General features: G+C 67.6%; 18 protein-coding genes. 10 read left to right on the forward strand and 8 right to left on the reverse strand.

The genetic code is table 11. The features are described from left to right. Window positions 1-35: 35 nt before the first annotated feature. On the reverse strand, window positions 36-2486 hold the full coding sequence (locus RZN05_RS10845; RefSeq protein WP_317226631.1) for a tetratricopeptide repeat-containing sensor histidine kinase: 2451 nt from the start codon (window positions 2484-2486) through the stop codon (window positions 36-38). Then, window positions 2483-3808 carry a putative bifunctional diguanylate cyclase/phosphodiesterase gene (locus RZN05_RS10850; RefSeq protein ID WP_317226632.1) on the reverse strand — a complete coding sequence of 442 codons (1326 nt, stop codon included), beginning with the start codon at window positions 3806-3808 and terminating at the stop codon, window positions 2483-2485. Before RZN05_RS10850 ends, RZN05_RS10845 begins: the two co-directional genes overlap by 4 nt. A 552-nt stretch (window positions 3809-4360) precedes the next feature. On the opposite strand from RZN05_RS10850, the gene RZN05_RS10855 reads away from it, so the two are divergent. From RZN05_RS10855 to RZN05_RS10875, 5 genes are all read left to right on the forward strand, one after another. Beyond that, complete coding sequence (locus RZN05_RS10855; RefSeq protein WP_317226633.1) at window positions 4361-5677, forward strand: UDP-glucose dehydrogenase family protein; 1317 nt, start codon at window positions 4361-4363, stop codon at window positions 5675-5677. Window positions 5678-5771: 94 nt separating this feature from the next. Next, window positions 5772-6713, forward strand: coding sequence for a sulfate adenylyltransferase subunit CysD (gene cysD / locus RZN05_RS10860; RefSeq protein ID WP_317226634.1), 942 nt, complete (start codon window positions 5772-5774; stop codon window positions 6711-6713). After that, window positions 6713-8626 (forward strand): sulfate adenylyltransferase subunit CysN, encoded by a 1914-nt coding sequence (gene cysN / locus RZN05_RS10865; protein WP_317226635.1) that lies wholly within the window; start codon window positions 6713-6715, stop codon window positions 8624-8626. The genes cysD and cysN overlap by 1 nt, the downstream gene beginning before the upstream one ends. After that, complete coding sequence (locus tag RZN05_RS10870; protein ID WP_317226636.1) at window positions 8623-9342, forward strand: 3'(2'),5'-bisphosphate nucleotidase CysQ; 720 nt, start codon at window positions 8623-8625, stop codon at window positions 9340-9342. Before cysN ends, RZN05_RS10870 begins: the two co-directional genes overlap by 4 nt. A 377-nt stretch (window positions 9343-9719) precedes the next feature. After that, the gene (locus tag RZN05_RS10875; RefSeq protein WP_317226637.1) at window positions 9720-10805 is read left to right on the forward strand and encodes an SET domain-containing protein; all 1086 of its coding nucleotides are present in this window, start codon (window positions 9720-9722) and stop codon (window positions 10803-10805) included. Between the two features lie 252 nt (window positions 10806-11057). Here the strand turns inward: RZN05_RS10875 and RZN05_RS10880 are convergent, their stop codons facing one another. Next, window positions 11058-12899: a sensor histidine kinase gene (locus tag RZN05_RS10880; protein ID WP_317226638.1), complete on the reverse strand. Its 1842-nt coding sequence runs from the start codon at window positions 12897-12899 to the stop codon at window positions 11058-11060. Further along, window positions 12899-14764, reverse strand: a complete 1866-nt coding sequence (locus RZN05_RS10885) for a GGDEF/EAL domain-containing response regulator (RefSeq protein ID WP_317226639.1) — start codon at window positions 14762-14764, stop codon at window positions 12899-12901. The genes RZN05_RS10880 and RZN05_RS10885 overlap by 1 nt, the downstream gene beginning before the upstream one ends. A 336-nt stretch (window positions 14765-15100) precedes the next feature. On the opposite strand from RZN05_RS10885, the gene RZN05_RS10890 reads away from it, so the two are divergent. From RZN05_RS10890 to rfbG, 5 genes are all read left to right on the forward strand, one after another. Beyond that, window positions 15101-15973 carry an HpcH/HpaI aldolase/citrate lyase family protein gene (locus tag RZN05_RS10890; protein ID WP_317226640.1) on the forward strand — a complete coding sequence of 291 codons (873 nt, stop codon included), beginning with the start codon at window positions 15101-15103 and terminating at the stop codon, window positions 15971-15973. 72 nt (window positions 15974-16045) lie between these two features. Beyond that, the gene (locus RZN05_RS10895; protein ID WP_317226641.1) at window positions 16046-17797 is read left to right on the forward strand and encodes a PAS domain S-box protein; all 1752 of its coding nucleotides are present in this window, start codon (window positions 16046-16048) and stop codon (window positions 17795-17797) included. Then, window positions 17794-18147, forward strand: coding sequence for a response regulator (locus tag RZN05_RS10900; RefSeq protein WP_317226642.1), 354 nt, complete (start codon window positions 17794-17796; stop codon window positions 18145-18147). The genes RZN05_RS10895 and RZN05_RS10900 overlap by 4 nt, the downstream gene beginning before the upstream one ends. A gap of 303 nt (window positions 18148-18450) precedes the next feature. Continuing rightward, window positions 18451-19224 carry a glucose-1-phosphate cytidylyltransferase gene (rfbF, locus tag RZN05_RS10905; protein WP_317226643.1) on the forward strand — a complete coding sequence of 258 codons (774 nt, stop codon included), beginning with the start codon at window positions 18451-18453 and terminating at the stop codon, window positions 19222-19224. Next, entirely contained in the window at window positions 19221-20297 is a 1077-nt protein-coding gene (rfbG, locus tag RZN05_RS10910; RefSeq protein WP_317226644.1) for a CDP-glucose 4,6-dehydratase, read from the forward strand. The genes rfbF and rfbG overlap by 4 nt, the downstream gene beginning before the upstream one ends. A 3-nt stretch (window positions 20298-20300) precedes the next feature. Here rfbG and glmS read toward each other — a convergent pair whose 3' ends face one another. Genes glmS through glmU form a run of 4 tightly spaced genes read right to left on the reverse strand, consistent with a single transcriptional unit; the run spans window position 20301 to window position 24228 of the window. Further along, a complete protein-coding gene (glmS, locus tag RZN05_RS10915) occupies window positions 20301-22124 on the reverse strand; it encodes a glutamine--fructose-6-phosphate transaminase (isomerizing) (RefSeq protein WP_317226645.1) in 1824 nt (607 codons plus the stop codon). A 21-nt stretch (window positions 22125-22145) separates the two neighbouring features. Further along, on the reverse strand, window positions 22146-22457 hold the full coding sequence (locus RZN05_RS10920) for a hypothetical protein (protein ID WP_317226646.1): 312 nt from the start codon (window positions 22455-22457) through the stop codon (window positions 22146-22148). Then, window positions 22457-22870 carry a hypothetical protein gene (locus RZN05_RS10925; RefSeq protein WP_317226647.1) on the reverse strand — a complete coding sequence of 138 codons (414 nt, stop codon included), beginning with the start codon at window positions 22868-22870 and terminating at the stop codon, window positions 22457-22459. Before RZN05_RS10925 ends, RZN05_RS10920 begins: the two co-directional genes overlap by 1 nt. After that, the gene (gene glmU / locus RZN05_RS10930) at window positions 22867-24228 is read right to left on the reverse strand and encodes a bifunctional UDP-N-acetylglucosamine diphosphorylase/glucosamine-1-phosphate N-acetyltransferase GlmU (RefSeq protein ID WP_317226648.1); all 1362 of its coding nucleotides are present in this window, start codon (window positions 24226-24228) and stop codon (window positions 22867-22869) included. The genes RZN05_RS10925 and glmU overlap by 4 nt, the downstream gene beginning before the upstream one ends. Window positions 24229-24245 lie beyond the last annotated feature (17 nt).

The following is a 24245-nucleotide window of genomic DNA, read 5'->3' on the forward strand; positions in this document are numbered from 1 at the left end:
ACGACCCGTTTTATCATACGTGGTGTGCTATCGCGCTATGCCGCCTGCGACACAAGACGCTCGCTGCTACTCACGTTCAAATTTTCTTCCGGCCTCGTAACGACTGCGGCGATCAACGCGGCACCCGATACCGGCTTTTCGACGATCCCGCGGATGCCGGTGGCAAGGAGCTGGGCGCGCGTTTCCGCATCGGGCTTCCCCCACAAGACGGTGACGGTAGCAGGTGCAATGGCATCGGCGAGTGTCCGCAGCGTCTCGATCGGGTCGCCCTCGGCCTTGAGCGTCGCTTCATCGGCTAGCAGGTGCATGACGGGGGCCTCGCCGTGGAGCACGGGCACTTCGGCTGCGGCCGCAGCGAAGCGCAGCGAGGCGACACGCGGCTCGAGCAGGGTGCGCAGCATCGAGCGCGCGATCGGATTGCGATCGAGGACCAGCATCGCCGCGCCGTTCGCGGCACCGCCGGACGCCGCCTGGGCGGGCGCTTCGGCAAGCGTGAGCGGCAGATCGACGGTAAAGGCGGTGCCCTGCGCCTCGACGCTGTCGACGCTGATCTCCCCGCCCAGCGCATGGGCGAGGTTGCGGCAGATCGTCAGGCCTAGCCCGGTGCCGCCGAATTTACGGGTGGTGCCCGCGTCGACCTGGCGGAAGGATTCGAAGATCTCGTCGAATTTCTCGACGGGGATGCCGATGCCGGTATCGGTAACGACGATGCGCAGGCGGCGCGTGGCGCCCTCGCCCTCGGCCAGCGCGCGCAGGGTGACGCCGCCCTTCTCGGTGAACTTGATCGCATTCGACAGCAGGTTGAACACGATCTGGCGCAGCCGAGCGGCGTCGCTGACGATCCAGCCGGGGGCGTGCGTCAGCTCGAGGCGGAAGCTCAGGCCGCGGGCGCGCGCCTGCTCGTCCCACAGCCGAGTCACTTCGCGCAGCGTCGCGGCGAAATCCATCGGCGCGGCCTCGACAGTGAGGTTGCCGGTCTCCATCTTGGCGAGATCGAGGATGTCGTCGACCAGCGCGCGCATCGTGACCCCCGCGCCGTGGACGATGCCGATGCGGTCGCGCGTCTCGGGCTCGATCCGCGAATCGGCGAGCATCACCTGGGTCATGCCGAGGATGCCGTTCAAGGGCGTGCGGATTTCGTGGCTGGTGGTGGCGAGGAACTCGGTCTTGGCCTGCAATGCCTTTTCGAGCGCGACATTGGTCTCGCCGAGCACGACGTTGGTTGCGCGGATCTGGTTGCGGCTGCGGCGCAGCGTGATCAGGCCGAAGGTCAGCAGCGCGATGATGACGAGCGTCGCGCCGCCGATGCCGAAGAAGAGGGTACGCTGGAAGGCGGCGGTGCGGCGCGCCTCCTCGGCCTTGAGCGTCTGGATGCGGGTCTGCTGCTCGGCGAAGTTGAAGCGCGCGGCCATCAGCGCGGCGCCCGTGGAGGTCGCGACCTTGGTAGATTCCTCGTCGAGCCGCTTGAGCGCCTGGAGATGTTCGAGCGCCAGCCGCGTGGCGCCGGCGTCGCGCAATATTTCATAGGCGTAGAGATGCGAGGTGCGGAAATCGCCGGTGGTGCCGGCGAGGTCGATCCCCGCGAAACACTCGTCGATCAGCCGGAGCGCCGCAGCCTTGTCACCGCGCTGGCTGGCGAGCCGCGCGGCGGTGGCGAGCAGATGGCGGCGGAGCAGATCGGCATCGGCATCCCGGACCAGCTTGAAGCCGCGCACGAGCGTCCGGTCGGCGGCGTCGTAGCGCTTAAGATCGACTTGGTTGCGCGCGAGATTGACGAGAATGCGAGCCTCGAGAAGCGGCTTTTCGAGCTGCCGCGCGGCGGCGAGCGCCGCCTCATATTCGCGCTCGGCCTCGGTGCTCCGCTCGAGCCGGGCGAGGACATTGCCGCGGCTGTTGTGGAGCGAGAGCGTCAGCGCGAGATCGCCGCTGTAGAGTTCGGCAGCCTGGCGGTAATATTGCTCGGCGCGGTGATCGTCGGTCGCGGCGCTGTAGAGGGCGCCGATATTCTGCAGCGCGATCGCCTGGCTGCGCGGCTCGCGCAGCTGACCGAATATCCGAAAGGCCTCCTGGTAATTTTCCAGCGCCTTGACCGGGAGGTTGGCCTGCATGTGCAGCGCCCCCTGCGACATCAGCAGGTCGCCGCGCAGCTTGATTGGCGTGTCGATCATGTCGATCAGACGCAACCCCTCGTCGAGCAGTGGCCGGGCGCGCTCCGTCGCATTGCTGCGCAGATGCGCTTCGGCCGCCAGCCAGCGCGCCGTCGCCAGCGCCAGCGCGCGCTGGCGGACATCGGGAATGCGGCGGGCGATCGAGTCGATCAGCGCGACGTGACGTAGCGCCTGGGCCTGATCGCCCATCATGCTGCTCTTGGCCGCGTCGATCTGGGCCTGGAGCGGCGCGGGGAAATCGGTGTCGCCAGCCAGCGCCGGCCCGCTTGCGATCAGGACCAGAGCGAGGCCGAGCCCGCGAAGGGCAGTGCGCCTCACGCGCGCTTCCAGAAGCTCTCGGGCCGGATGAACGACTGGACGTTGGCGGAGCTGGCGAGATGCGCCTCGTCGGCGAGATATTTGCTGAACGCATCGAAGCCGAGCGGACGCGAGAGCAGGAAGCCCTGCACCATGTCGCAACCCATCACGCTGAGCAGCGCGAGTGCCGACGGCGTCTCGACACCTTCGGCGGTGACTTCCATCTCGAGCGCGTGCGCGAGATCGATCGTCGAGCGGACGATCAGCGGATCGCGATTGCTGCTGGTCAGCTGCATCACGAACATCTTGTCGATCTTGAGCTCCTTCGCCGGCAGCCGCTTGAGATAGGCGAGCGAGGAGAGCCCGGCGCCGTAATCGTCGATCGCGAGCTTGACGCCGATATCGGCGAAGGTCTGGAGATGCTGGATCGCGCTGTCGGGATCGCGGATCACCGCTGTCTCGGTGATCTCGAAGCCGAGCTTGGCCCCGCTTGCGGTCACGACCGCGCAGGCCTCCTTCACGAACTCGGCATCGGCGAGCAGCATGCCCGAGATATTGAGGAACAGCGTGAGATCGTGCCCATGGGCAACGAGCCGCTTCTGGTCGGCGATCACCTGACGCAGCGTCCACATGGTCAGCGCACCGATCTCGCCCGCCTCTTCAGCCACCGAGATGAAGTCGCCGGGGAGGATGAGCCCGCGCTGCGGATGCTGCCAACGCACCAGCGCCTCGGCGCTCGCAATCTCCTGGCGCCGGACATGCACCTTGGGCTGATATTGCAGGAACATCTCGCCATTGGCGATCGCGCGGGGAAGCTCGCGCATCAGCGTCAGGCGATCGAAGGCGAGGTCGGCGCGCGACAGATCGAGAATGACGACCTTCTTCTCGTTGCGCGCTTGCTCGAGCGCCGATTCCGCGGCCTCGGTCAGCCGGACGTCGTCGCAGTCCTCGCAGGGCGCCGCCGCGACGCCGAACTGCATCTGGAGCGTATAGATCTCGCCATCGAGGTCGAAGGGGCGGGCCAGCGCCTTGCGCAGCCGATCGATGTCCGCAGCCCCAGCCTCGGCGCTTTCGCGCTCGAAACCGATCTCGATCAGCGCACGGCCCGCGGTGAGGATCCGTACATCGGGCATGAGTTCGGCGATTCGCGCCGCAATGTCGAGAACCAGGGCATCGGCGCGCGGCCGGCCGAGATGCCGGCGCAGCGTCGCGAAGTTCAAAATCTCACATTGGGACAATATCCGCCACACGCCGGCATGCCCTTCCATCGGCTTGGCGCCTGCGGACTCCGCCGGAGGGGCGCCGTCCCTCGGCTGCGGAAGCGCCGCGACCGAGCCGCGCACATGCGGCTCCGTGCGCAGCGATGGGAACGCTTTCGCAACAATTCCATTGGCTTCCACCGGGCGTGCGACCGCTTGCGATGCCGCATCCCCGCTGGGTACCGAAGGCTCCGACCCTGCCGACATAGGCTCCGTCCTACCCCGCTATCCTTGAAGGAACGGTTAAGCCGAGCCTCCGCGAAAGAGGTTTCGAAGCTGCATGCCTCCGCATAAATCCGGATTGATAAGTCGTTAATCTCCGCTTAACCACTTGATTGCGCGTTATGCGCACCGATGGGAGATCAATGATGTTCGCGTTTGACCTTCTTTTCCGCGACAAGGGCACCGGCGAAGAAATTCGCCCCTTCTGACCTTGCGCGTCCTTCCGGGCCGGCGGTGAAGCGACTTCAGCTGTGAAGATGCGCTGACCGGCCCGGACGACTATCGTTAAGCGGCTGGACCTCCAGCCGCTTTTTTGTACCGCGCGGCTGCCGCAGCACCCCCTCGCCGCCCGCTCCCTTGCCCTGCGCCGCCAGTCGGTTAAGGCGGCGAGCATCATTCCAAAGGGGATTTGCATTGCGCATCGCGATGATCGGCACGGGCTATGTGGGGCTGGTTTCCGGCGCCTGCTTCTCGGATTTCGGCCATGACGTGGTCTGCGTCGACAAGGACGCGCGCAAGATCGAGCTGCTCCACCAGGGCGTGATGCCGATCTATGAGCCCGGGCTCGACGCGCTGGTCGCCTCGAACGTCAAGGCGGGGCGGCTGACCTTCACCACCGATCTCGCCGAGGGCGTAAAGGATGCCGATGCGGTGTTCATCGCAGTCGGCACACCGAGCCGCCGCGGCGACGGACATGCCGACCTCTCTTATGTCTATGCCGCGGCGCGAGAGATCGCCGAGAACCTGACCAAGCCCAGCGTGATCGTCACCAAGTCGACCGTGCCGGTGGGCACCGGCGACGAAGTCGAGCGCATCCTGGCCGAAGTGGCACCCAACGCGGGCGCCACGGTCGTTTCCAACCCCGAATTCCTGCGCGAGGGCGCGGCGATCGAGGATTTCAAGCGCCCCGACCGCGTCGTCATCGGCACCGACGACGAGGGCGCGCGCGACGTGATGCGCGCGATCTATCGCCCGTTGTCGCTCAACCAGAACGCGCCGTTGCTGTTTACCGGGCGGCGTACGTCGGAACTGATCAAATACGCCGCGAACGCGTTCCTCGCGGTCAAGATCACCTTCATCAACGAGATCGCCGACCTGTGCGAGGAAGTCGGCGCCGACGTGCAGGAAGTCGCGCGCGGCATCGGCATGGACAACCGCATCGGCGGCAAGTTCCTCCATGCGGGGCCCGGCTATGGCGGATCGTGCTTCCCCAAGGACACGCTGGCGCTGCTCAAGACCGCGGGCGACAACGAGACGCCGCTGCGGATCGTCGAGGCGACGGTGCAGGTCAACGACGCGCGCAAGCGGGCAATGGGCCGAAAGGTCATCAAGGCGATGGGCGGCGACGTGCGCGGCAAGACCGTCGGGCTGCTCGGCCTGACCTTCAAGCCCAACACCGACGACATGCGCGACGCGCCCAGCCTGTCGGTCGTCGCGGCGCTCGAGGATGCCGGTGCGACGGTGAAGGCGTATGACCCGGAAGGGTTCGAGCAGGCACGGCCGTTGCTGCCCAACGTGGTGTTCAGCGAAAGCGCCTATGCCGCCGCCGACGGCGCCGACGCGCTGGTCATCGTCACCGAATGGGACGCGTTCCGCGCGCTCGACCTGGGGCGGATCAAGGGGCTGCTCAAGACGCCGCTGCTCGTCGACCTGCGCAACATCTATCCGCCGGCCGAGGCGGCGCGCGCGGGGCTCAAGCTGGTCGGCGTGGGCAAGCCCGGCGCCGATTGAGCGAAGCGCGCGCGGTATGCGCCGCTAAACAATAACTAGATCGCGTGGCGTGGCGGTGCTTCCTAAATCGCCCGCCATGCTGCATCCCCCATCGATGGCTGGCGACACTCCGCAAGCGAACAAGTTCGGGGGTACACCGCCGCCCCTCACCCATCTCCAGCGCCTCGAAGCCGAGAGCATCCACATCCTGCGCGAGGTCGTCGCGGAGGCCGCGCGGCCGGTGATGCTCTATTCGATCGGCAAGGACAGCGCGGTGATGCTGCACCTGGCGAAAAAGGCCTTCTATCCCGCCCCACCGCCCTTCCCGCTGCTCCATGTCGATACGACGTGGAAGTTCCAGGCAATGTACGAGCTGCGCGACAAGGCGGCCAAGGCGGCGGGGATGGAGCTGCTCGTTCACAAGAACCCTGACGCGGTGGCACAGGGGATCAATCCGTTCGATCATGGCAGTCTGCACACCGATCTTTGGAAGACCGAAGGACTCAAGCAGGCGCTCGACCTCTATGGCTTCGACGCGGCGTTCGGCGGGGCGCGGCGCGACGAGGAAAAGAGCCGGGCGAAGGAGCGCGTCTTCTCGTTCCGCACCGCTTCGCATCGCTGGGACCCCAAGAGCCAGCGGCCCGAACTGTGGCACCTCTACAACGCCCGGAAAGCCAAGGGCGAAAGCATGCGGGTGTTCCCGATCTCGAACTGGACCGAGCTCGACATCTGGCAATACATCCGCGCCGAGGGGATCGAGATCGTCCCGCTCTACTTTGCCGCGCCGCGGCCGACGGTGACGCGCGACGGGCTGCTGCTGATGGTCGATGACGACCGCTTCCGACTGCAGCCCGGCGAAGTGCCGGTCGAGCGATCGGTGCGGTTCCGGACACTCGGTTGCTATCCGCTGACCGGGGCGGTGGAGAGCGAGGCGGCGACGCTGGAAGCGGTGATCCAGGAGATGCTGCTCACTACCACTTCCGAACGCCAGGGCCGCGCGATCGACCACGACCAGGCGGCGAGCATGGAGAAGAAAAAGCAGGAGGGCTATTTCTGATGACCTCCTATCGCCCCGACGCGCTGATCGCGTCCGACATCTCGGCGTATCTGACGCTGCACCAGAACAAGTCGCTGCTGCGGTTCATTACCTGCGGCAGCGTCGACGACGGCAAGTCGACGCTGATCGGGCGACTGCTCTACGATTCGAAGCAGATCTTCGAGGACCAGCTTTCCGCGCTCGAATCCGACAGCAAGCGCGTCGGGACGCAGGGGCAGGAGATCGACTTCGCGCTGCTGGTCGACGGGCTCGCCGCCGAGCGCGAGCAGGGCATCACGATCGACGTCGCCTACCGCTTCTTCGCGACCGAGAAGCGCAAGTTCATCGTCGCGGATACGCCCGGGCACGAACAGTACACGCGCAACATGGTCACCGGTGCATCGACCGCCGACTTGGCGGTGATCCTGATCGACGCGCGGAAGGGCGTGCTCACCCAGACGCGGCGGCACTCGTATCTGGCGCATCTGCTGGGCATTCGGCATGTCGTGCTGGCGGTGAACAAGATGGACCTGATCGGCTACGACCAGGCGGCCTACGACGCGATCGTCGCGGACTATGGCGCCTTCGCCGAATCGATTGGAATTCAAGCGTTTACCCCGATCCCGATCTCGGGATTCAGGGGCGATAACATCGCCGGGCGGTCGGGGAATACGCCTTGGTACGATGGACCGGCGCTGCTGGAACACCTGGAACATGTTGACGTCGAAGTTGACGCCGACCGCGCCAAGCCGTTCCGGCTTCCCGTCCAATGGGTCAACCGGCCGAACCTCGACTTTCGCGGGTTCGCCGGGCTGGTCGCGAGCGGCACGGTCAAGCCCGGAGACGCAGTGCGAATCCTGCCCTCGGGGCGGACGACCACCGTGGCGCGGATCGTCGCGATGAACGGCGACCGAGATCAAGCGGGCGCCGGTGAGTCCGTCACGCTGACGCTGGCCGACGAAGTCGACTGCTCGCGCGGCGACGTGATCGCCGCGGCCGACGCGCCGCCCCAGGTCGCCGACCAGTTCAAGGCGACGATCGTGTGGATGGACCAGGCCGAATTGCTGCCCGGTCGCGCCTATTGGCTCAAGCTCGGCACCCGCACGGTGAGCGTCACCGTGCGCGAGCCCGAATATGCGATCGACGTCAACACGCTGGCGCAGACCGCAGCGCGGACGCTCAAGCTCAACGATATCGGCGTGGCGGAGATCGCCGCCGATCGCGGCATCGTGTTCGAGCCCTATGCCGACAGCCACGATCTCGGCGGGTTCATCCTGATCGACAAGGTGACCAACGCCACCGTCGCGGCGGGGATGCTCCACCATGCGCTGCGCCGCGCGCAGAACGTCCATTGGCAGGCGGTGGAGATCACCCGCGAGGCGCATGCCGCGCAGAAGGGCCAGCAGGCGCGGCTGTTGTGGTTCACCGGGCTGTCGGGATCGGGCAAGTCGACGATCGCCAATCTGGTCGAGAAGAAGCTGCACGCGATGGGCAAGCACAGCTTCCTGCTGGACGGCGACAATGTCCGCCACGGGCTCAACCGCGACCTGGGGTTCAGCGACGCCGACCGGGTGGAGAACATCCGCCGCGTTGGCGAGGTCGCGCGGCTGATGACCGATGCCGGGCTGATCGTGCTGACGGCCTTCATCTCGCCGTTCCGCGCCGAGCGCGAGATGGTGCGCGCGATGCTCCCCGACGGCGATTTCTTCGAGATCTTCATCGACACGCCGATCGCCGAGGCCGAGAAGCGCGACCCCAAGGGGCTGTACCGGAAAGCGCGCGCGGGCGAGATCGCCAACTTCACCGGCATCTCGAGCCCGTACGAGGCGCCCGAGCGCCCCGATATCCGCATCGATACGACGCGCGAGACCCCCGAGGAGGCGGCCGAGCGGATCGTCGAGACGATCATGGGAACGTGGAGTCCGGTGATTTGACCGACGCCGAACTCGCGCGCGATATCGCAACGCAAGCGGGCGCGCTGCTGCTGCGCATCCAGGACGAATGCGCCAGCGGCGATCGCGGCGACCGCGAGGCCAATGCGCTGATCCTCGACTGGCTCGAAACCGCGCGGCCCGACGACGCGATCCTCTCCGAAGAGAGCGCCGACGACCTCGCGCGGCTGGAGCGCAGCCGGGTGTGGATCGTCGATCCGCTCGACGGCACGCGCGAATTCGCCGAGCGGCGCGACGACTGGGCGGTGCATGTCGCGCTGGCGGTAGACGGCCGTGCGGAAGTCGGCGCGGTGGCGCTTCCACGGCTGGGGCTAACCTTGTCGAGCGCCGCGCCGCCCGCGTTGCGCGACCCGCAGACGCCGCCACGGATGCTGGTGAGCCGGACGCGACCGAGCGCCGTCTGCACCGACGTGGCGGCGCGGATCGGCGCGGTGCCGGTGGGCATGGGCTCGGCGGGTGCGAAGGCGATGGCGGTGGTGCGCGGCGAGGCCGAGATATATCTGCACACCGGCGGCCAGCACCAATGGGACAATTGCGCGCCGGTCGCGGTCGCGTTGGCGGCCGGACTGCACGCCTCGCGCGTCGACGGATCGCCGATCGTGTACAATTCACGCGAGACGAGCATTCCGGACCTGCTGATCTGCCGCAAGAAATGGGCAGAGGTGGTGCTGGACGCGGTCAAGGGGTGTGGGGGCTAGAGCGCTCCAATTCCGTTCGTTTCGAGCGTAGTCGAGAAACGCTTGCGCATTCCCTGAACCCGTTTCTCGACTTCGCTCCAAACGAACGGGGAAGAATTGCCCTTCCACATACGTCACCCCGGCCTTGTGCCGGGGTCCACTGAGCCGTCATCGACTAGCTAGAGGCGATAGGGGCTCGCGTGTCGCGCGGTGGATCCCGGCACAAGGCCGGGGTGACGGGATAGGAGTGCGGCGTGATTGACCGCGACTCGCGGACTCACCGCGAGTCGCGCGTGGACGAGAGTCAACGGACATGGTAAACGGCGCCCCGGGGAGGGGCGGTTCTGGGCGACATCTGGTTCCTGCTGGCGATCGGGCTGAGCTTTGCCGGCTATGCCGTGTACCTGCTCGGACTGCGGCGCCATAGCGTCCAACCCAATCGCGCGTCGTGGCTGATCTGGGCGGCGGCGACCGCGATCGAGGCGCTCACCTATAGTGCCGTCAATCCGGGCGCGCCGCAGGCATTGGTCTTCATGGTCTCGGCCGCCGCGTGCATCACAGTGACGCTCGCGGTGTGGCGGCGATCGGCCTGGGCGCCGCCCTCGCCTGCCGAGAGCTTCTGCATGGCGGCGTCGCTGACTGCTTTGGTACTGTGGCTGGTGCTCCGCGAGGCATTCTGGGCGCACATGCTGGTGGTGGTCGCGGTGCCGGTGAGCTTCTGGCCGACCTGGGCGAGCGTCTGGGCCGACCGCTCGCGCGAGCGCTCGCCGGCCTGGGGGCTGTGGACCTTCGGCGACCTGGCGACGCTGCTGATCGCGGTGCGCGGGCCCGAGCTGGGGCTGGCCGAGCTCGGCTATATCCTGGTCGAATTGCTCTGCCATGCCAGCGTGTGGTTCCTGATCGGGCTGGCGACGATCAACCCGCTGCGCTCGCTGGGCCTCCGGCGCGGCGGGCTGCGCGTGTTCGAGCGCTACCGGCCTTCGGCCAATCTGTTCAGGGTCGGCGACAACCATCTCGGCAAGGCGGTGTATGCAGCTTCGGGCTTCGCCGAAGGCGACGTGCTGCTCGAATTCACCGGCGCGCGGCTGCATGCCGATCAGGTGCCGCGGCGGATGCAGGGCGCGGGCGACCGCTTCGTCCAGGTGACGCCCGACCAGTATATGGGGCCCTCGGGCCAGCTCGACGACCTGGTCAACCATAGCTGCGCGCCCAATGCCGGGCTGCGCTTCGCCGAAACGGGCGTTTTCCTGATCGCGGTGCGCGATATCGCGGCGGGCGAGGAGATCTGCTGGGACTATTCGACCACGCTGCGCGCGTCGAACTGGCGGATGCTGTGCCACTGCAAGGCGCCGGGATGCCGGCGGGTGATCGGGAATTTCGAGACCCTGGATGCCGAGCGGCAGGCGTGGTTCCGGGCGCGGAACCTGGTGGCGCCGTATCTGCGGGATCAAGAGGGCTTGGCGGACCGACGCATTGCCGGTTGATCGTGCTCCGGCGAAGGCCGGAGCGCTGGAGGCGGCGCCGTCGCGTGCGGCTAACGCTCCGGCCTTCGCCGGAGCACGGGGAATTGGGCTAATTTAAGCCCCTCCCTGAGAGGGAGGGGTTAGGGGTAGGTTTGGGCGGACGAGGCTCGATGCCTCGGCCGGCGCTTCGATGCTGGACGACGAGTCTTTTGAGCGCGCAGACGCGCGCACCCACCCCCACCCCCTCCCTTTCAGGGAAGGGAGTTTTCGACCTTATGCCGCCAAATTCTCTGCTGAGGCGGTCGCAGCCGCGCCCAGCGTCAGCACTGCCCTCGCACCCCTGCCCTTGCCGTTACTCTTCAGTTCCAGCGTCCCTTCCATCGCCTGCATCGAATTCGCGCACCAATGGAGCCCAAGCCCGCCGGACTTGTGCGCGCGGGTAGAGAAGCCGCGCTGGAACAGCGTGGGCGCGACGGCGGCGTCGAAGCCTTCGCCGTCGTCGCGGATGACGATTTCGACCTGGTCGCCACTCGGCTGGACCGAAACCGCGATGCTGCCCCCGCCCCGGCCCGTCGCGGCGATCGCCTCCGCGGCGTTGGCGAAGAGGTTGCCGATCACCTGGCTGAGGATCACCCGGTTGGCGCGCACCCAACAGGGGCGCGAGGGGAAGCTGAAGGCGATCGAATTCTCGCCCGAATAGCGGGCGATCGTGGCGTTCTGCGCGACGATGTCGCTGATGTCGCACGTGCCAAGCGCCGGGCGCTCGTGCGCCGCTTCCTGCTGCTCGCCGATGATCTCGAGGACGTGGCGCAGCGCCTCGCGGCCGATGCCGAGCTGGGCGCTCCGGTCAGTACGCTCGCGCTCGATGGCGTCGAACGCGGCGGCGAGGAAGGCCGTGAGCTTCGCCCGTCGTTCGGGCGGCAGCGCGGGATCGGACAATTCGGCGAGCGCGCGGTCGATCGTCACGCGATCGACCGGGGCGCGATCCATCCCCTGGCTGAGCACGGTGGTGACCGGGTTCAGTGCGTTGCGGACATTGTGCATCACCGCCACCGCGCTCTCGCTGCGGCCGAGGGTGAAGCTCTGCACCTCGAGCTGCTCGCGCAGATCCTTCAACTGGCGGAGCATCGAATTGAAGCTGGTGACGAGGCTGCCGATCTCGTCGTCGCGCGGGGCTTCGGTGAGCAGGCCGAGATCACCCGAATTGCGCACCACCCCCATATGACGTTCGACGCGGTGCAGCGGGCGGAGCACGGTGCGGGTGATCATCCGGCGCAGCACGAGCAGCACCACCGCAAGCAGCAGCGACGAGGCGAGCACCGCGAGGACCAGCATGCGCTTGCCAAGCGTCGATAGATCGCGCGGGATCGCATAGGCGGCGCTGGCGACGGCATGGCCGTCGGCGCCGGGAATCGGCACGGCGATGCGCGTGCGCGACGGCGCGGGGGTGACGGTGACATCGTCGGCGGGCGCGGCGAGGCTGGCCTGGAGCTGGAGCAAGGTGCTGAGCTGCGCCGCGGTGAGCGTGCGCGCCATGAGAACATAGCCGCGTGGGGTGCCGGAGCCGTCGCTGCGGCGGACGCGGGCGATGCCGACCGCGGCAAGGCTGTCACCGAGGCGAAGATAGAAGCCCGCAGAACTCCGGCCGTGGAGCGTCTTCTCGAAATCGAGCCGCCTGATCGCACCGACCAGCGCGGCGCGCATCGGGGGAACATCGGCTTCGCGCGCGACATCGATCCAGCGCGCGATCACCACCAAGCGATCGGGGCGGACATAGGCCATGCCGTTGACGTCGAGATTGACCATGGCGAGCGTCGAGAAACTCTCCTGCTCGAACGCGGCGCTCGGCGCGGCCATATAGTCCCAGGACGAATTCCAGTCGCCATAGTCCCGCACCGCGCTTTCGACCTTGGCCGCGAGATCCGCGACCACCGCCTGGGTGCGGCGGACATGCGCGGCGACGGCGTCGCGTTCGAGCCGATTGAAGTTGGGGGTGATGACCGTGGCGAGCAGCAGGGTCAGCGCCGCGGCGCCGAGCAGACCGACGCCGGTGAGGATCAGCACCAGCTTGGCGCCGAGCGAGCGCGGCAGGCGCAGGCGCGCCAGACGAGGCATCAGCCGTGCGTGCCGCAGGCCGCGGCCTCGAGCTGCGTTTCCGCCTCCGAACGGCCGAGCAGGGTGCCGCGCTCGGCGAGCATCTGCGCATCCTCGGCATCGATCGGGCGGGACAGGAAATAGCCCTGCATGTGGCTGCACCCGGCGAGGCGGAGCGCCTGGAGCTGGGTGTCGGTCTCGACGCCTTCGGCGACGACTTCCATGCCGAGCGCGCGGCCGAGATGGATCACCGAATGGACGATCGCCGCGCTCTCGCGCTCGCGGCCCATGCCGTCGACGAAGCTGCGGTCGATCTTGAGGCAATCCAATGCGAAGCGGCGGATATTGTAGAGCGACGAATAGCCGGTGCCGAAATCGTCGAGCGCGATGCGGAAGCCCATCTGCCGCAGCTTGAACAGGATCTCGGCGGCGCGCTCGACATTGTCGAAGATCGCGGTCTCGGTGATCTCGATCTGGAAGCGGCCGGGATCGACACCGGCGCTGGTCACGCGCTCGACGACATGCGCGACGAAATTCTGGCGGCGGAACTGGCGCGGGCTGAAATTGACCGAGACGTATTGGCCGGGCCAGGTCTTCAAGGCGACGATCGCCTCGTCGATCACCCAGTCGCCGAGCTCGTGGATCAGCTGCGATTCCTCGGCGATCGGGATGAACATCGCCGGCGGGACCATGCCGTATTCTGGGCTGCACCAGCGGATCAGCGCCTCGAACCCAGTGATGTCGAGGTCGCGGCCGACGATCGGCTGGAAGACGAGCTTGAGCTCGCCCTTGGCGATCGCTTCGGACAGCCCGGTTTCGATCTGGCGGCGGAAACGGATCGATTCGTCCATGCTCTCGTCGAACACGCGCACGCAGCCGCGGCCCTGGCGCTTGGCTTCGTTGAGCGCGAGATCGGCGCGGCGCATCACGTCGATCGGATCGCCGATGCTGCCGGGCTCGACGACGATCAAGCCGAGGGAGGCACCACCCTGGACCGAATGGCCGAACACCTTGAAGCTGGTGCTGACTGCCTTGAGCAGGCGCTCGCACTGCATCGCCGCATCGTCCTCACCCTCGACCGGCATCAGCAGCGCGAATTCGTCGCCACCCAGCCGCGCGACGAAGCCGTCGCCCGGGATACCGGCCTGGAGGATCTCGCAGACCATGCGGATCAGTTCGTCGCCCGCCAGGTGGCCAAGCGTGTCGTTGACCAGCTTGAAGCGGTCGAGGTCCATCATCGCCATCGCGAAGCAATGCGTGCCCTTCACCGACTGGCCGAGCGCGTGGAGGAAGGCGAGGCGATTGGGAGCGTCGGTCAGCGAATCGTGGTTGGCCACGTGGACCGCGCGCGATTCGTTGGCGGCAAGTTCGAGCTTTTGTTCCTCGAGCAGGGCAATGGCGTTCTTGAGCTCGAGGTCGAGCGTCCAGCGGCGGGCGAGCGCAGTGGCGGTCTGGAGCACTTCCTCGGCCTGGAAGGGCTTGGCGATGTAGAAGATCTTGTCGGCGGGCCCCGCAGCGCGGCTGATGTCGAGCGGGCTATGGTCCGAGAAGCCGGTGACGATGACGAGGTTGATATCGGGGTCGAGCGCACGGATCCGGCGCGCGGTTTCCTTGCCGTCGATGCCCGGAGGCATGCGGACGTCGAGGAAGGCGACCGAATAGCGTTCACCGCTGCGCAGCGATGCCTCGACCGCGGCGACGGCGTCGAGGCCCTGCATATGGTGGTCGCAAGCGAAGGCCGGAGCGGGCTCGGCGGGTTCGCTCTCATCGCCGAACAGCTCGGCGGCCATTGCGCCCAGCGCCTCGGCACCTGCCGGCGGCGGCGCGAAGCACTGGCGATAGGAATCGTGCATCGCCGGCTCGTCGTCCACGATCAGAATGCGCACGTCGATATCCCCCGAAATCTATCGGAACATGGTAAATACATGGGGTTAACGCAGTGTGAAACTCGTTACGCGGGCGGCGAAGCGTGCGGTACAAACCCGTAGCGGCGTTTCCCCGAAGAGACGGCGGCACACCCACGGCGTAGAGAGAGCGTGCGGACGGCGTCGTACCTCCCTAGTCGTCCGCCAGTAATCGCGTGCGCGTCTCCATCCCCCTGGAGCACGGCATCGCCCGGGAACAAGCCGGAGCGCTGAAGGATCCTCCCCAGCGGCTCCGGCTTGACCTGTTTACCTGGCCCCCGCCCCGCACTACGCCTCCGATGTCGATTTGGAGGATTCATGGCCGACCCGCTCATCGCCCGCTCGCTGCTGTTCGCTCCCGGCGATTCCGCGCGCAAGCTGGCCAAGGCCGGTGCGAGCGGCGCCGACCTGGTGCTGTGCGATCTCGAGGACGCGGTCGCCGCGGCCAACAAGGACGCGGCACGCGCGCTCGTCGCCGAGCATCTGCGCACCACCGAACGCGCCCAGCCGCAATGGGTTCGGATCAACCCGCTCGATACCGAATATGCGCTTGCCGACCTTGCCGCGATCGTTCCGGCGAAGCCCGACGGGATCATGCTGCCCAAGGCGACGCGCGCCGAGGCCGAGCGGCTGCACCATTACCTCACGGCGCTGGAAGCCTCTGCCGGGCTGCCGGTCGGCGCCATCCGCACGATCGTCGTCGCCACCGAGACTGCGCCTGCATTGTTCGGCCTGGGCGACTATGCCGGCACCCCGCGCCTCGCCGCGCTGACCTGGGGCGCCGAAGACAGCGCCACCGCATTGGGCGCGACCGACAATCGCGACGAAAGCGGCGAGTACGACTTTCCCTACCAGCTGTTCCGCGCGCTCGCGCTGTCCGGTGCGGCGGCGGCGGGGGTGACACCGATCGAGACGATCCACGGCGACTTCCGCGATCTCGACGGGCTCGCCAAGGTCGCCGCCAAGGCGCGCCGCACGGGGTTTCGCGGGATGATGGCGATCCATCCCGACCAGGTGGCGGTGATCAACCGGGCCTTCTCGGCTTCCGCAGCCGAAATCGAGCGCGCCGAGGCGATCGTCGCGGCGTTTGCCGCCAATCCGGGCGCCGGGACGATCGGGCTCGACGGGGCGATGCTCGACATGCCGCATCTGAAGCGCGCCCAGGCAGTGCTGGCGATGCAGAGAAGCTGAGCCGTTTCAGTTGATTATCCCGCCGCCGCTACTAGGGTTGCAGGCGTTGCAGTCGGGGGCGCGTACCGCAGGATGAGCGAAGTCGGGCACGAACCCTTGCCGGTGGGCGAGGACGAGTTCCGCATGATCGCGGACAGCGCACCGGTTGCGGTGTGGGTGACGCGGCTCGATCGCACGCGCAGTTTCGTCAACCGCGCCTATGTCGAGTTCCTCGGCGTATCCTATGACGAAGCGCTCGCCTTCGACTGGCGGCGGATCATCCACCCCGAGGACACCGCGCGGCTGCTCGCGGAATCGATCGCGGGCGAGGCGAGCATGGCGACCTTCGCGCTCGAAGGCCGCTACCGTAGCGCCAAGGGCGAATGGCGCTGGCTCCACTCGACCTCTTCGCCGCGCCGCGACGCGCAGGGACGGCATATCGGCTTCATCGGCGTCGCGCACGACGTCACCGAAGCCAAGCTCGCCGAGCTCGCGCTGCGCGACAGCGAGGCGCAGCTTTCGGCGTTCATCGCGCAATCGACCGCGGGGTTCGCGCAGGTCGATCTCGACGGACGCTTCACCCTGGTCAACGACCGGTTCTGCGAGATCGCCGGGTGGAGCCGGGAGGAGCTGATGGCGATGCGGATGCTCGAGATCACTCATCCCGACGACCGCGGACGCAACCGCCCGCTGTTCGACCGCGCGGTGGCGATTGGCGAGCCCTACACCCACGAGAAGCGCTACATCCGCAAGGACGGCGGGGTCGTCTGGGTCAACAATTCGGTGTCGGTGATCCGCCGGCCCGACGGCGAGCCGTTCGGGGTGCTGGCAGTGACGATCGACGTCACCGATCGGCGCGAGGCCGAGGCGCGGCTGCGCGAGAGCGAGACGCGGTTCCGCACGATCTTCGAACAGGCCAACGACTTCCTGATCACCACGACGCTCGACCAGGTCATCACTTCGGTGAACCCGGCGGTCGCCGCGGCGCTGGGCTATCCTGAACATGAAATCGTCGGCGCGACCATCGGCGACTTCATGGCGCCCGACCAGCTCGCACTGGCGATGGAAGCGTTCGAGCAGAAGGTGCGCGAGGGCGGCAGCACGCGGCTGACCGTGACGGTGCGCGCGCGCGACGGGCGGCCGCTGACATGGGAGATCAACTCGCAGCTCACCACCGATGCCGAGGGCAAACCCATCGCGCTCCACGCGATCGGCCGCGACGTGACCGAGGCCAAGCGCGCCGAGACGCACCTGCGGCTGCTGGTCGACGAGCTCAACCACCGAGTGAAGAACACGCTGGCGATCGTTCAGGGCGTCGCGCGGCAGAGCTTCAAGGACGCCACCGATCCGGCGATCGCGCGCGCGGCGTTCGAAGGGCGGCTGGCGGCGCTTTCGGAGGCGCACAATCTCCTGACCCGCGAGCATTGGGGCACGGTGTCGATGGCGCAGATCATCGGCGACGCGGTGGCGCCGCATGGCGGCAAGCAGGACCGTTTCAGCCTCGCCGGGCCCGATTTGCCGATCCTGCCAAAGACCGCGATCAGCCTGGCGCTGGCGATCCACGAGCTGGCGACCAATGCGGTCAAGCATGGCGCGCTGTCGGTGCCCGAGGGCCGTGTGGCGATCCGCTGGGCGCGCGGGCTCGCCGATGGCCGGGCGCGGCTGTCGCTGGTCTGGGAAGAGCGCGACGGGCCCGAAGTTGTGACGCCGACGCGGCGCGGCTTCGGCACGCGGATGATCGAGCGCGGGCTCGCCGCCGAGCTGGGCGGCCAGGTGACGATCGAGTTCCGGCGCGCGGGGCTGATCTGCACGGTCGACGCGCCGCTCCCCGAGGGCGCCGAATGAGCGGCTATGGCGCTCTTCGCGTGCTCGTCGTCGAGGACGAGCCGGTCGTGGCGATGTGCCTCGAGGACATATTGGAAGCGCTCGACTGCGCGACGGTCGGTCCTGCCGGAGGGCTCGCCGAGGGACTGGCACTCGCCGAGCGCGAGGAGTTGGGCGCGGCAATCCTCGACATCAACCTGGCCGGCGAACGCAGCATCCCGATCGCCGAGGCGCTACGGGCGCGCGGCGTCCCGTTCGTCTTTGCCAGCGGCTATGGTGCGGTGCCCGAGGGGTTCGAGGAGGTGCCGCTGGTGGCCAAGCCCTATCGCGAAGCGGATATCGACGCGGCGCTGCGGGCGATATTGGGATAGCGCCCGTTCGAAATTCCCCTCCCTGAAAGGGAGGGATGATCGGGTCGGCCATGCCCCCGGCATGGCCTGAACAGCGCGAGGCGCTGTTCACCCGATCATGGGTGGGTTAGCGTCGGGCGGGGCTCGATGCCCCGGCCGGCGCCTTCCGCCGGAACGTCTAGAATCTTTTGGCGCGCAGACGCGCGCACCCACCCCCGCCCCTCCCTGCAAGCAGGGAGGGGAGTTTGAGGGCTGACCATTCCCCATTGCGGGCTGGCCCCCGCGACTCCGTCATCCTCGCAAACGCCACGAGATGGAGCGACGATGCAAACCGTAATCCTGGCCGGAGGCCTCGGCACCCGGCTCGGCGAAGAGACCTCGGTCCGGCCCAAGCCGATGGTCGAGATCGGCGGCATGCCGATCCTCTGGCACATCATGAAGATCTATTCGGCGGCCGGGCTCAACGACTTCGTCATCTGCCTCGGCTACAAGGGCTATCTGATCAAGGAGTTCTTCGCCAACTACTTCCTTCACACCTCCGACGTGACGATCGATCTGCGCGGCGGCAACGGCATGGAAGTACATTACGCCCGCAGCGAGCCGTGGCGGATCACCCTGGTCGAGACCGGCGCGGCGACGATGACCGGCGGGCGCCTGGCGGCGATCCGCTCGTATCTCGATCCCGCCCAGCCGTTCTGCTTCACGTATGGCGACGGCGTCGCCGACATCGACGTCGGCCAGCTCGTCGCCTTCCACAAATCGCACGGGCTGCGCGCCACGATCACGTCGGTGTCGCCGCCAGGACGCTTCGGCGCGCTGGAGTTCGATGCGGGCCGCGTCGTCGACTTCAAGGAGAAGCCCGCGGGCGATGGCGGCCAGATCAACGGCGGCTTCTTCGTCGCCGATCCTTCGGTGCTCGATCTGGTCGACGGACCCGAGACGATATGGGAATCGGGGCCGCTCGAGCAGCTTGCGCACAGCGGCGAGCTGATGGGCTATCGCCATGACGGCTTCTGGCAGCCGATGGATACGCTGCGCGACAAGCTCTATCTCGAAGAGCTGTGGAAGGGCGGCAACGCGCCGTGGAAGCGCTGGTGAGCGGCTGGGCGGGTCGCCGCGTCCTCGTCACCGGGCATACCGGCTTCAAGGGGAGCTGGCTGAGCCTGTGGCTCCATGCGCTGGGTGCCGAGGTAACCGGCTTCGCGCTGCCGCCGCCTTCGCGGCCGAGCCTGTTCGAAACCGCGCGGATCGCCGAGCTAGTCCGCCATGTCGAAAGCGATGTGCGCGACCTGGCGGCGGTGCGCGCCGTGATCGAGGCATCGCAGCCCGAGGCGATCTTCCACCTTGCCGCGCAACCGCTGGTCCGCCTCTCCTATCGCGAGCCAGTGGAGACCTATGCGACCAACGTGATGGGGACGGTGCATGTGCTCGACGCGGCGCGGCGGTCACCGGACGTGCGCGCGATCGTCTGCGTCACCAGCGACAAGTGCTACGACAATCGCGAATGGGTGTGGCCCTATCGCGAGAGTGACCCGATGGGTGGGCACGACCCATACAGCAGCAGCAAGGGATGCGCCGAGCTGGTCGCCGCAGCCTGGCGCAACTCGTTCTTCGCGGAAGACGGTCCGGCGCTCGCGACGGTGCGCGCGGGCAACGTCATCGGTGGAGGCGACTGGGCCGAGGACCGGCTGGTGCCCGATCTGGTCCGCGCGTTCGAGGCCGGCGCGGCGCCGCTGATCCGATCGCCCGACGCGGTGCGGCCATGGCAGCATGTGCTCGAGGCGCTGGGCGGCTACCTTCAGATTGCCGAGCGAATGCTGGCCGGCGAACGGCGCTTTGCCGATGCATGGAATTTCGGGCCTTCGGACGAGGATGCGCGGCCGGTCGGGTGGATCGTCGAGCGCATGCGCGCCGCCTGGGGCGGCGGCAGCGCGGCGGCGGTCGCCGACAGCGGGCCGCGCCCGCACGAGGCCGGGCTGCTGCGGCTCGATTGCTCGAAGGCGCGCGCCGCGCTGGGCTGGCGCCCTGCCCTCAGCCTCGACCAGGCGCTCGACTGGATCGTCGCCTGGCACAAGGCCGTGGGCGATGGCACCGACGCGCGCGCAGTAACGCTCGCACAGATTGCCGACTATGCCGAAGCCAGCGGTCAGCGCCTTCGCCACGCCGCCTGAGGGCTATTCGACCGTCACCGACTTGGCGAGGTTGCGCGGCTGATCGACGTCGGTGCCCTTGGCCACGGCGACGTGGTACGCCAGCAGCTGGACCGGGACGGCGTAGACCAGAGGCGCGATCAGCGGGTGGACGCTCGGCATCTCGATCGTCGCGACGGCGTCGTCACCAGCCTGGGCCAGCCCTTCGGCGTCCGATATCAGCACGACGCGTGCGCCACGCGCCTTGGCCTCCTGCATGTTCGATACAGTCTTGTCGAACAGCGGGCCCGAAGGCGCGAGGACGATCAGCGGCACATGTTCGTCGATCAGCGCGATCGGGCCGTGCTTCATCTCGCCCGAGGCATAGCCTTCGGCATGGATGTAGCTGATTTCCTTGAGCTTGAGCGCACCCTCGAGCGCCAGCGGATAATCCGGGCCGCGGCCGAGATAGAGCACGTCGCGCGCCGCGGCGATGGTGTGCGCCATGCCCTCGATCTCGGCATCGTGCGCGAGCGCGGCGTTGATCGCGGCAGGCGCCTCGATCAGGTGGCGGACGATTTCGCGTTCTTCTTCGTCCCCTAGCTTGCCCTTGGCGCGGGCGAGGTTGACCGCGAGCGCGGCCATCACCGCGAGCTGGCAGGTGAATGCCTTGGTCGAGGCGACGCCGATCTCGGGGCCGGCATGCGTCGAGAGCAGCAGGTCGACTTCGCGCGCCATCGAGCTGGTCGGCACGTTGATGATGCCCGCGGTGGTGACGCCTTCGGCCTTCATGTGGCGCAGCGCGGCAAGCGTGTCGGCGGTCTCGCCCGACTGGCTGACGACGACGCCGAGCGTGTTGGGCAGCAGGACCGGATCGCGATAGCGGAATTCGGAAGCGACATCGACTTCCACCGGCAGGCGGGCGAAGCGCTCGATCCAGTATTTCCCGATCATGCCGACGTACGACGCCGTGCCGCAGGCGACGATCGCGACGCGCTCGATCTTGCTGAGATCAAAACTCATGTCGGGGAGCGCGACCTTCTGCTCGACCGGGCGGATGTACGATGCCAGCGTCTGCGCGACGACGACCGGCTGCTCGTAGATCTCCTTGAGCATGAAGTGGCGGTGATTGCCCTTGTCGATCAGCGCGGGCGACACGCCCGAGGCGACGATCGGACGGGTGACGGCGTTGTTGTCGCGATCGAAGATCTCGATCGTGTCGCGCGTGACGACGGCCCAGTCGCCTTCCTCTAGATAGGCGATGCGCTGGGTGAGCCCGGCGAGCGCATGCGCGTCCGAACCGAGATAATTCTCGCCTTCGCCATAGCCGACGGTAAGCGGCGCGCCGAGGCGGCCGCAGATCAGCAGGTCGGGCTCACCGCGGAACAGGAAAGCGACCGCAAAGGCGCCGTGGAGCTGGGGCAGCACCGCGGCGACGGCCTCGCGCGGGCTCCTGCCGGCTTCGAGCTCGCGGCTGACGAGATGCGCGACGACTTCGGTGTCGGTCTGGCTCTTGAACTCGCGGCCCTCGGCGATCAGCGCGTCGCGCAGCGGCTTGAAGTTCTCGATGATGCCGTTGTGGACGATCGAGACGTCGCCGACGATGTGCGGATGGGCATTGTCCTCGGTCGGCGCGCCGTGCGTCGCCCAGCGGGTGTGGGCGATGCCGATCGTGCCGGGGAGCGGGCTCTCGGCAAGGCGTGCGCCCAGATTGACCAGCTTGCCCTCGGCGCGACGGCGGTCGATCTCGCCGTCGTGCAGCGTCGCGATGCCCGCCGAATCATAGCCGCGATATTCGAGCCGCTTGAGCCCTTCGAACAGCCGCTCGGAGACGTCCTGCGTTCCGATGATGCCGACGATTCCACACATTCGAGATCTTCCTCTTCCGCGTCAGTGCGGGAACTTGGTGTCGATAAAGATGCGGACGAACTCCGCAGGATCGGGTTGGCCGCCATTGGCCTGCTCGAACTTGGCGCGGCCGGCTCGCCAGACCTCGGCGAGCGCGCCGGGCGTGCCGGGCGGGAACTGCATCCGCGCGACGACGATGTCGCGCCAGCCGCCGGTTTCGCCGAACATCGCATGGAATTGCGGCTCGCGCGCCCGCAACGCCGCGTCGCGCGCGGGATCGAGATGGCCGATCGCATCGAGCACATAGCTGTCGAGCAATTCGAGGAACGGCTTGCCGGTGTACCGATCGGACATCAGCCGGTGACTTCGATCTGGCTGGCGGTTTCGGCATCGATCCGCGTCTGGTGATAGACGGTGCCGTCGCGCCGCGGGATCGGCACGCGCTTCGCGACGCCGGTCACGCGGATGCGCTTGCCGGCGAGAAGCTCGCGCGGCTCACCACCCAGCCGCGTCTTGAGCTCGGCGATCGCACCCGGCTTGAGCTCGACGGTGAGGTTGGCCGGATCGCGATAGTCGGCGCTCGAATTGAGATAGACGGCGAAGCCCGATTCGCCGACCGAGCCGACCTGGAACTCGAACACACCCTCGACATCGCCCGAGGCCGCCGCGGCGATCGCCTGGGCCGGGTTCATTGCGGGTTTGGACTGCGCCGCGGCCGGCGATGCGACGAGCAGCGCCAGCGCTGCGAACCCGAGCAACTGCTTCATTTCGACGAACCTCCCGCCTTGCGTGCCTTCATCATTTCGCGGAAGCGCGTGCCCCAGCCGGGCTTCGATTCCTGGCGTGCGCGGGCGAGGCCCAGCGCGCCGGCCTCTACATCCTGCGTCACCACCGATCCGGCGGCGACGGTCGCATCCTTGCCGATCGACACGGGCGCGACCAGCGCGCTGTTCGACCCGATGAACGCGCCTTCGCCGATGCTCGTACGATATTTGAAGAAGCCGTCGTAATTGCAGGTGATCGTGCCGGCGCCGATATTGGCCCCCGCCCCGACTTCGGCATCGCCGAGATAAGTGAGGTGGTTGGCCTTGGCGCCCTTGCCCAGCACCGCCTTCTTGGTCTCGACGAAATTGCCGACCTTGGCATCTTCGCCGAGCACCGTGCCGGGACGCAGGCGGGCATAGGGGCCGACCACCGCGCCGGAAGCGATCTGCGCGCCCTCGATATGGCTGAAGGCGTGAATGGTGACACGGTCGGCGACTTCGACGCCGGGGCCGAAAAACACATTGGGCTCGATCAGCACGTCCCGGCCGAGCCGCGTGTCGTGCGCGAACCACACTGTCTTGGGGGCAATCAGCGTGGCGCCGTCGGTCATCGCCTGGGCCCGACGCGCCTGCTGCCACTCGGCTTCCACTGCGGCGAGTTCCGCCCGGCTGTTGACCCCGGCGACTTCGGCGGCGGGGACTTCGATCACTGCCGAATGACGCCCCGCCGACGCTGCGACACTGACGATGTCGGGCAAATAATATTCGCCGGCGGCATTGTCGTTTCCGACCTTGGCGAGCAGATCGAACAGGTCCGCCGCGCGCGCCGCGAACAGCCCCGAATTGCACAGCGTCACTGCACGCTCTTCGGGCGAGGCGTCCTTGAACTCGACGATGCGGTCGATGCGCCCGTCCGCGTCGGCGATAACCCGGCCATAAGCGGCGGGATCGGCCGGCCGGAAGCCGAGCGCTACCGTCGCGGGTTCGTCGTCGGCGTGCAGCCGCTCGAGCATGCGGGCGAGCGTCGCGCTGCCGACCCTTGGAACGTCGCCGAACAGGACGAGGACATCGCCTTCGAACCCGGCGAGCGCGGATCGCGCTTCGAGCACGGCATGGGCGGTGCCGAGTTGCTCGACCTGCTCGACGGTCTCGACCCCGAGCGGATGCACTGCGGCCTCGACCTGCGCGCGCCCTGCACCGACCACGACGATCGTTCGCGCCGGATCGAGCGCGGCGACGCTGTCGACCAGGTGCAGCAGCATCGGCCGCCCGGCGAGCGGGTGGAGCACCTTGTGCGTATCGGATTTCATCCGCGTGCCCTTGCCCGCGGCAAGGATGATCGCGGCTATTGGCGATGTCATTGAAAGCCCTCCGGGAA

This window comes from Sphingomonas sp. HF-S4 (assembly GCF_032911445.1).
In the GTDB taxonomy this organism is placed as follows: Bacteria; Pseudomonadota; Alphaproteobacteria; order Sphingomonadales; family Sphingomonadaceae; genus Sphingomonas; species Sphingomonas agrestis.